Consider the following 8812-nt stretch of genomic DNA (forward strand, 5'->3'; position numbering starts at 1 on the left):
CAGGCCCTCGAGGCCCATGCGGCAGGCGGCGGCGAATAGATCCGGACCGATCTCGGCAGCCTCGAACGGCGCGACGAATATGCCATCAGGCCGGCCGCGCAGCAGCCGCGCCAAATTGGTCTTGCGCATCGTCAATGGCAGCTGGCGCAGGTCCTCGCCGCCAAGCGCGAGGATGTCGAACGCATAGAGCTGAACCTCGTGATCATGCTTGCGCGAGTGCAGGGCGTTGAAGTCCGAGGCGCCGTCGACGCCGAGCACCACGGCCTCGCCGTCGATGGCGAATTGCTGCTCGCGGTTGTTCAGCGCGGCCTCGACGATCCAGGGGTATCGCTTGGTCCAGTCGTGGCCGTTGCGGGTGAAAAGCCGCACGGTCTTGCCCCTCGACGCGCAGGCGATAGCCGTCATACTTGATTTCGTGGATCCAGTCGGGGCCAGCCGGCACCACCTTGGCGGCGGTCGGCAGGCAGAATTCGAACGCGGTACGCATGATGCGGAGATAGGGATCGTCTTTCCCGTAAGAAGGGGCCGCGTTGCCGGTTTTGACCCGAAGCCGACCATCTTGTCCCCAGGGGCCCAAAACGGAAGTCCATTCGTTTGCGTCGATCTGACACCAAGTCCGCGGGCGCGACAGAGGAACATCAATTCAGCGCGCCCGTTGAAGCCTTTCATCGAGAGGAGGCCAAAATGAAGCTTGCCACAATTCTGGTTCTCGGTTCCCTCGCCATTGGCTCAGCAGCGAGAGCAGACCAACCCGGACCTGACTGGATGCCGATGGAGCAAGTGAAGGCCAAGGTCATGGAGTCGGGCTATTCGCAGGTCACTAAGCTTGAAGCCGACGACGGCCAATGGGAGGGCGAAGGCATCAAGAACGGACAGAAGATGGAATTCCACGCCGACCCTAAGACCGGCGTGATCGTGCGCGAAAAGCCAGACCACTAGCTTTGAGAAGATGCAAGGTGGGTGGCCAGTTGTACTTTGAGCCGCCCCCTGAGGGCATTACAGTCATTGACGCATCAGCATCTGGCCCGAAACGACAATCGGGATCGCACTGCAAATGCGCACCAAGGATGTCACCAAGGCCGCCGCGCTCTACATGCTCAAGAATGGTCTTGCGAGCTATAAGGAAGTCGCCGAGCTTTCCGGTCGATCACGGCAACTCATTCGCATTTGGGGGGGGAAGGTTGGTGCACCGGGAGCCCGAAAACGATATCTGAAGAAGGTCTGGACCCGCGCTAAACGGTTGCGCGGTTGACCGCTGGGTTCGAGGCCGCAGTTGCGAGCGCGTGATCTACTTCGGAAACAACTTGTCCCGGATGTAGCGCGACGTGGGCGTGAGTCTGATGCCGCGCGGCTTGCGCCAAGCCGCTTTGTCGATCTCGTTCTTATCGCCGATCCTCAGGGGACCGGACGCCTTCTTGGCCACAAAGATCGCGTCGCTCATCTGTCGTCCGGATTGACGGTTTTTTCCCTTTACCTCTTTCCAGAGCTTCACTGGCCCAAGTTTTAGCTTCGGCAGTTCCTCGGTGATCTCGCGGCGAAGACACTTCCTCTCACTTTCACCCGCACGCTTACGGCCGCCCGGGAACGCCCAGCGCTTATCGCGCCGTCGTCGGACCAGAAGTACTCGCCCATTCTTCGCGGCGACAAGTTTCGAGGATTTAGCCATCTTTCTGCGAATCGATTTCACAATCCGGCATCAGTTTACAGCGGGGTTCGCGCCGCAGTGAAGAGCATCGTTCCCCTATGATTACGGAGCAATCGGTTTACGTCCAAGTCGCTGGTTCGCGCTGGGCCAGACGACTGGTCGCGCTGTGCGTATCGGGCGGGTGAGCGCCGAAGGCGGCTCTTGTGGACCCGCCGATGAAGTCGCCAGCGACCGTTCGGCGCTACTGCGAACGCGCTTGGGGCCGCTCACAAGGCACCTCAGTGCCGCCAGCCGTCCTTGTCGACCTCGACTCGAAAGCCTTCCGGCATACGCGGCACTTCCCCATCGCCAGCAGCGTTGCAGGCCGGACAGGGCGCCCCCGCGCCCCCACAGTTGCAGGCGCGTGGGCCTTCCCAGGGGCGGTCCGGGTGGTTCTCGCAAACCCAGCCGAGATCGTCACAGTTGGCGCACGTCGTAGCCATTGCACCGGCCGCAAGGGGCTTTTCGTCGCTGGACATCAGGCGATTCCGCGCAAGGGCAGCGCTAGCTGCATGTCGAAGCTCCTTGTGGCGTTGGCGGCGATGAAGGCTTGCAGTGCAGAAGAGACCTCGGTGTCAGTGTCAGATGCGCGCTGGGCCAGTGCGTCGGCGACGTCGGAAGTCGCATCTCGCGACCATCCCTCGACGGGATTGAAGGATACAATTCGGACCGGATAGGCGTACTGGCCGGACAGGAGATTTTGCAGGATCGTCTCGAGGTCGGTGTCAGCCTCATCCGTCTCGCGCCAGGCGCAACCGGCGCGAGCGCCGAAGTCTTCAAGCACCAGATAAATGTCGCGGTCGAGGCGGTCGGCCGGCACGATCGAGGGCGAGGAACGCATACGCTACTCCGATACTACAAGGCCGAGAGACGGCCCCGGCTGGCAGGGGCTTAGGGGTTTAAGGCCGGGGCCGCTCCGCCAGCTCTGCCGGCGAGCAAGCGATGACTCAAAATTCCCCCGCGCTCGTCGTTCCTTTGGGACCATCATTCCAAAAATGGGCACTGGCTTGTGTCCGACCTTAGGCGCTGGCCGTACTTCAATGTCCGAAGCTGATCTTTGACGGGCCCTAGCATGGTATATGCAAGCCAGCGGGGAAAGGCGCTCTATCACTCGCGCCGGCAAAAGGGAGGGTGAGCCAGTGATCAACATTGCTGAGTGCCGAGAACATGCTGACCTCTACAAGAGACTTTCTGGCGCGAGCGGCATTTCCAAGGATCGCTCCGACGTCCTGAAAAACATTGCTCGAACTTATGTGGGGTTGGCTGGTCAACTGGATAGACTGGCGTCCCTCACGAGGAACGAACAGAGGTAGGGGTGATGGCCTGCTTCCGGCCTCAGTGGCCTAGTTTGATTTGGGGATGGATGGCCTGCTTTACGAAAAGAACAATTTGAGGTCGGCGTCGTTCTGGTCTGATGAGACGGTATTACTTTGACATCAGAGAGGGTGACGAGATTTTCCCGGATGAGGAAGGTCTGGAGCTCTCAACCATAGAGAAGGTGCAGGAAGAGGCGGCGCGCTCGCTGGCCGATATGGCCCGAGATGCCGTCGGCACCCTAGGGACCAGTGGCCGACAGATGTCGATTGAAGTCCGGGACGACATCGGTCCGGTGCTCCACCTCAAATTCACATTCGCGGTCGAACGGCGCAGGCATTGAGGCCGCCTCCGTTGGCGGGCTGTGTTCCTTCTGTCGGGAACCCGAGTTCTGGTTTATGGTCCCGAGATCACCGCCCAGTCCGAGGCGTCCATCGGTGACTGAGAGTGCTTCATGCTCCCGCCCTATATGCGAGCGGAAGCATGTGTGAAAAGTGCACTCTGTACGACGATAAGATCGCCCGATATCGACGATTGTCACTCGGGATCAACGACCGGCAAACACTGGACGAAATTGCAATCCTGATCGCACAGGCGACGGAAGCGAAGGCCGCCAATCACCCCCCCGCCCCGAAAGAGTAGGGCCGCCTAAGTTTGGCGGCTTCGGTCATTGACCTCTTCAGCCTGCGCCGCCGCTAACAAGCGTTTCTGAACTCACTCGAAGCATGCCGGGCTTTCACCTTAACAAAAGAAACCACGGCAGAATACTCAACATGCGCAAAGGGGCCGGCTGTGACCAATCCAAGTGAGACACGAGGGCATGAACGCCGGCTGGCGGACTTCATTCGGCAAAACCACGCCGCTATCGTCAAGGAATGGATCGATTTCGCGCGAACTATATCGCCGGCCAGCGACAAGATGACGAAGCTAGCTTTGCAAGATCATGTCGTGGATATTCTCGGGTTTATTGCAGACGACCTCGAATCTGCGCAGACTGCGCGAGAGAGGTTTGATAAATCGCGCGGCGTGGGCCCTCCAGAAAATCCGTTTTCCGAGAGCGCGGCTGAGGTTCATGCCGCTCTTCGCCTTGCCGATGGTTTTGACATCGACCAGATGGTCTCCGAATACCGGGCGCTTCGCGCAAGTGTTGTGAAGCAATGGGTGGCTCATCATCAAGGGCTGGCTGCAACCGATGTTGAAGACCTCACGCGATTCAATGAAGCGATTGATCAGGCTGTCACGGAGTCGGTAGCTCACTACACTAAGACGATTAATGACTCCCGCAATTTGTTCTTGGGCGTGCTGGGTCATGATTTGCGCAACCCCATAGGCGCGGTTTCGATGGGTGCTCAGTGGATGGAGCGATCCGGAATAACAAATCCGAAACAGGCAAAGGTGGTTTCGGAGATTAGGACGGCGGCCGGCCGGGCGACACAAATTTTAAATGACTTACTCGATCTCACGCGCTCGTCCTTCGGTACTGAACTCCCAGTTGTAAAGACCAAAATCGACATGGTGGCGCTCTGTCAGGAGATTGCAGATGAGCTACGCGCCATCCACACGGATCGTGATTTTGAGGTCGCGCACGACGGAGATCCTACGTGTTCGTGTGACGCTGCGCGCCTGGGACAGGTGCTGTCGAACCTGATGGGCAACGCCACCCAATATGGCGACCGAGAGCAGCCCATCACTGTGAGGATCGTAGGCAACGATCCCGGCACCGTCACAATAGCCGTGCACAACATGGGTTCACCAATCCCCACGGACACACAAAAATTAGTATTTCACTCTTGGATGCGCGGCCAGGACGTCAGCGATGATTCTGAGCACAGTACACATCTGGGCCTCGGTCTCTATATCGCGAAATTAATCGTCGAAGCCCACGGCGGCGAAATTTCTGTCGCCTCTAACGAACAAACGGGAACGACATTCTCCCTCCGACTTCCGCGCAGTTGAACTCGCAGGAGCAGGGCTACGCACTTCAAGGCTGTCCTTGGGCGGAGAGCCGGCCCCGGCTTCAGGGGTCGAGGGGGTAGGCCGGGGCCGCTCCGCCAGCTCGGCGGCGAGCCAGCGACGACTCAAACATTCGCCGCCCTTGCGGTTCCTCTGAACGGTCCCCCTGAAAAAGGGGAGCTGTCCGTGGTTAAGCTCCGGTGTCCTAAGTTGATTTTGGGGGTGTCCTAATTCGATAGATGAACAAAATCGACAGCTTGGCCGTCTAACTTGAGGACGGTCATTGGGGACCGCCCATCCAGCGCGAATGCGGAATGATGATGTGCGACAAGTGCAAGGAACTGGACGGAAAGATCGAGCGCTACCGTCGTCATGCGACTCGAATAAACGATCAGTTAGCACATGACGGGATCAAAAAGCTCATTGAGGAGATGCAAGTCCAAAGGGCTGCGCTTCATCCCGAGCAAAAGAAGTAAGGCCGCCTCAGTTGGCGATCTCCTCGCCGCCGGTTCACGCTGGCGGGCCTCGGAGGTGAGCAATATTGACCATCACGGGGAACAAAGATGTGCCACCCTCCACCTTATCACCGCGCGGCCCTGGCTTTCATCGGTGATGAGAACGCCATTAGCGCTCCCGCCTCCTCTAGATAGGAGCAGCGCCATGCGTCGGCATTTCACGCAAACCCAATCCCTTGAAGAACGTCTCGCCGAAGAGGCGAAGCGCCTGCATGAACAAGCCGAATTGCTTCCGCATGGCAATCTGCGCGAAACCGTCGAAAGGAAAGCACGGCAGGCTGAAACCGGCTCGCACATCAGCGAGTGGCTGCGGTCCCCCGGTCTAAGAGTCCCCACCTGAAGTTAAGGCCTCCCAGTTGGAGGCCTCTTCGTATGCGCAGTTCGCGCTGGCGGGCCCTGGACCCCAAGCACAAGGCCCTAAAGTTTCCCGCGGCCCAGTCTCGAGAGGGCCCACGGGCTTCCGCTTAGTTAGGGGTCTACAGCCTCAACGGACGGTTGAAGCTCTCACGAAATTTACGGTGCGGGCGATAAAGCGAGCGTAGGGTAGTGAACAGCCCCGCGGGGTTGGCTTCCCCGACGCCGCCCGGTCAGGCCCGGCGCTAGACTTACGGCTGGTGTCGGGCCGTCTGAGTTGGCGGTCTCGTCCACTTAGGAACCCGTTCCACAGAGTGTCGTTCAATACGCATGCCTAGAGAGATCGCCATAGCACTGTGGTCCCTGGCCGCCGCCTGCGTTGTGGCGTTCAGCATGGCTGCAATCGTCGCTCCTCACTGGTCGTAAAAGAGGGCGTTGGGTCACCAGCTTGCGGCCGTCCACCTCGATCGGCTCCTCGAAAAGCCGCCCCCAGCCCTTGGTCATTGCGTGTTTCGGTACCCCATGATTGCGAGCTGCGGGTTGCCACGTTCAAAATCCGGCCGAACCTCGGCGCCGCGATTACCGCAACCCCGGCAGACGAACCGCGGCTCGAGATCGGAGAGCCTTACACTGTCAGGCCAGCGGTCGGCGTCCAGAGCAATGTGATGGCCGCAATGGCAATAGATCAGCACGCCGCGAACGCCCATCTCCCGCATCTCGCCGATGGTGATCTTGCGCGGTCGACCGTCGGCATGCGTAGGCATGTGGCGTCTGGCGGGGCGAGGCATGCCTCGATCAAACCGGCATCGCATGCACCTTGCAAATTATCGATTCCTAGCGGCTCGGAACGAGCATGAGCCACCGCGGGTCGTGGGTGTGGAAAAGCTAAGGAGCGTCGATCACTCAGAGAGCGCGAGCAGTGCGCCGCCTATGTCGGAGGGCATACAGACCCGATTGCCGAATCTTCCTAGACCTTAGTAGACCTTGGCGCCCCCATTACCGCCAAGGCTTCCAACGGCTCCGGCATCTAGTTGTGCTGGGGCCGTTTTTTGCGACCTGTAACAACGCTCGCGATATACTGCCTGTCGTGGGTGTGGACATCGCCCGCCGTTTCACACCGGCGCCTTCTAAAGGGCGCCGTGGTGTTCGGGTTCCATTTCTAAGCGCTGCTAAAGAGTTGCTTGATTTTCCCGTTTTGCTTAGCCTTACTTACGGGAAGCTTACGGATCGTCACTTCTCATCAGTCGATCGTTGACGTGATCATTGCCTCACATCGCGGAGGGCACGTGGACCGAGAGCTAAGGGAATTCCGTAGACTAGAGCGAATTTGCCGTGAACATGCAGCGATAGCTTCCATGGAGCTTGAGCGCGTCGGCCTTTTGAAGGTCGCCGAAGATTGCCGTCGGGCGGCTGCGTCGATCGAGAACCGTCAGAAAGACCCCCTAAAGGCCTGAGGGATATGACGGCCTCGACCTTGGAGAAGGCGAAGTTCTGCCTCCCCGGTCTGGGCCGGGAAGCTCTCGAAGAGATGGCTACAAAACTATCGAAATGAAGCTCAACGGCTTGAGGGCGAGGAGCGATAGGGCTCACGCCTTTGCAGGAACCTTCTCAGGTTTGATATCATTTGGCGACTCGGACAGCAGCCAAACTTCTCAACCGGCTTCTCCTGCGTGCCAACCCTTCTCTGTAGGTTGATAACGCTCTCCGTATTTCACCAGCCAGCCGCCTTCAACCATCTTCTCTGCCAAAGCCTTCGAGCATGCCGGCTGGTTGCTGCCGGGGTAATACAGGCCGTCTCTGCGCTCGACCATAAAGCCGTAGACGCGCACCAGGCGAAGGGCGTTCAGCATGCCGGGAATGAGAACTACGGTCGTGCTCGTCATTGCTCTCCAAGCAACGCCACCACCGAACGTTCCCGAAGCCACTCGTTAAAACCTGCGTCAAAACCTGGCGGCGCGGAACGAGCTCGAGCTACTGCCCGTCGTGGTGTGGAAAAGGTGTCGCTTAGGTCTGCCTAGCGTTGGAATCGCTTAGGCTGCCTACGGCGACGGAATCCAGCTGGGACTGGACAGTTGCACCCGAGGGCGGCGCGGCTTAGATCCCGCGCGCTCTCGGGCAAGAGATATGAAGTAGCGGAGATTAAGACTTGGGCTGGGAACGTCCGGATGCTGCCCGGCTTGTCTTTCCGGTGACGGTCTCTGTCCCACAAGGTCAGAGCCTGTCCGGAGGCCCCAGCATCATCATGCCCCCCGGCCGATGCTGGGGCCGTTTTTTTTTGTGCGAGGCATCGATTGGACGAGACTTGGAGAGTGGTGTTCGCAATTGGTGCGACGGCTATCCACGGGCGATGAAGTGATTGAATGACGCAGCGCGACTTCCGTTTCGGGCCCGCAGCCTCCTGTAACGGAGGGGCAGGGCAGGTCGGCTCTGCCAGGGCAGCCAGACGTCCACCTGTTCTGCTATTGCGAGTGCGTCATCGACCTCTATTCCGAGGTAGCGGTGCTCTCGATTTTTGCATGCCCCAACAGGAGCTGCACGGCTCGCAAGTTGCCGGTGCGACGATAGATGAGCGTCGCCTTGGTTCGTCGGAGTGAATGCGTTCCGAACAGGTGAGGGTCCAATCCTATACCGGCCAGCCAGTCCGATCGCAGGCGTGCATACTGCCGTGTCGTCAGGCTGCGGTCCGGCCCTCTGCGGCCCGTGAATAGACGATCTCCTGGCTTCAGAGCGCCAAGGATAACTCCTCAATGACTCGCTCTACGTGCTGTTTAAATCGTGCGGCTGACTTCGCGTCCATAGAACCATCCCGCGGGAACAGGGCCTGCCTTGCAAATGGCAACATACCCGCCTTTGGACCAAGAAGCCTTCCAAATAGCGAGAGCGCGACTGTTCCGTAAGCGCTGTTCAGCGGCCACCTACCGGATGACGGGGTGATCTGCGAGTCTGCGGTTTGTTCGGACCGTTAGGCTTAGAATGGACACAGTGCATAGTG

9 protein-coding genes and 2 pseudogenes are annotated in these 8812 nt (G+C 59.2%); 5 read left to right on the plus strand and 6 right to left on the minus strand.

Going from position 1 to position 8812, the window contains the following annotated elements; all coding sequences use genetic code 11:
• A pseudogene (locus CT676_RS42275) lies at positions 1 to 405 on the minus strand (DNA ligase); the annotation flags it as partial.
• A gap of 279 nt (positions 406 to 684) precedes the next feature.
• Here CT676_RS42275 and CT676_RS42280 point away from each other — a divergent pair.
• On the plus strand, positions 685 to 939 hold the full coding sequence (locus tag CT676_RS42280; protein ID WP_039156949.1) for a PepSY domain-containing protein: 255 nt from the start codon (positions 685 to 687) through the stop codon (positions 937 to 939).
• A gap of 115 nt (positions 940 to 1054) precedes the next feature.
• The gene (locus CT676_RS42285; RefSeq protein WP_135217200.1) at positions 1055 to 1252 is read left to right on the plus strand and encodes a hypothetical protein; all 198 of its coding nucleotides are present in this window, start codon (positions 1055 to 1057) and stop codon (positions 1250 to 1252) included.
• Between the two features lie 36 nt (positions 1253 to 1288).
• Here CT676_RS42285 and CT676_RS42290 read toward each other — a convergent pair whose 3' ends face one another.
• Complete coding sequence (locus tag CT676_RS42290; RefSeq protein WP_135217209.1) at positions 1289 to 1666, minus strand: NUDIX hydrolase; 378 nt, start codon at positions 1664 to 1666, stop codon at positions 1289 to 1291.
• Between the two features lie 496 nt (positions 1667 to 2162).
• Positions 2163 to 2525: a hypothetical protein gene (locus CT676_RS42300; RefSeq protein WP_135217202.1), complete on the minus strand. Its 363-nt coding sequence runs from the start codon at positions 2523 to 2525 to the stop codon at positions 2163 to 2165.
• Positions 2526 to 3098: 573 nt separating this feature from the next.
• Here CT676_RS42300 and CT676_RS42310 point away from each other — a divergent pair.
• The 3 genes from CT676_RS42310 (at position 3099) to CT676_RS42320 (ending at position 5806) form a co-directional block, all read left to right on the plus strand.
• Positions 3099 to 3341 carry a hypothetical protein gene (locus tag CT676_RS42310; protein ID WP_135217204.1) on the plus strand — a complete coding sequence of 81 codons (243 nt, stop codon included), beginning with the start codon at positions 3099 to 3101 and terminating at the stop codon, positions 3339 to 3341.
• 449 nt (positions 3342 to 3790) lie between these two features.
• Positions 3791 to 4954 (plus strand): sensor histidine kinase, encoded by a 1164-nt coding sequence (locus CT676_RS42315; protein WP_135217205.1) that lies wholly within the window; start codon positions 3791 to 3793, stop codon positions 4952 to 4954.
• 657 nt (positions 4955 to 5611) lie between these two features.
• A complete protein-coding gene (locus tag CT676_RS42320; RefSeq protein WP_135217206.1) occupies positions 5612 to 5806 on the plus strand; it encodes a hypothetical protein in 195 nt (64 codons plus the stop codon).
• Positions 5807 to 6320: 514 nt separating this feature from the next.
• Here the strand turns inward: CT676_RS42320 and CT676_RS42325 are convergent.
• The 3 genes and pseudogenes from CT676_RS42325 to CT676_RS46390 form a co-directional block, all read right to left on the minus strand.
• A complete protein-coding gene (locus CT676_RS42325) occupies positions 6321 to 6608 on the minus strand; it encodes a hypothetical protein (protein WP_135217207.1) in 288 nt (95 codons plus the stop codon).
• A gap of 864 nt (positions 6609 to 7472) precedes the next feature.
• Positions 7473 to 7703, minus strand: coding sequence for a hypothetical protein (locus CT676_RS42330; RefSeq protein WP_135217208.1), 231 nt, complete (start codon positions 7701 to 7703; stop codon positions 7473 to 7475).
• Between the two features lie 559 nt (positions 7704 to 8262).
• Positions 8263 to 8543, minus strand: a pseudogene (locus CT676_RS46390) (tyrosine-type recombinase/integrase); the annotation flags it as partial.
• Positions 8544 to 8812: the final 269 nt, after the last annotated feature.

The sequence above is a fragment of the Bradyrhizobium sp. MOS001 genome, assembly GCF_004634465.1.
GTDB lineage: Bacteria > Pseudomonadota > Alphaproteobacteria > Rhizobiales > Xanthobacteraceae > Bradyrhizobium > Bradyrhizobium barranii.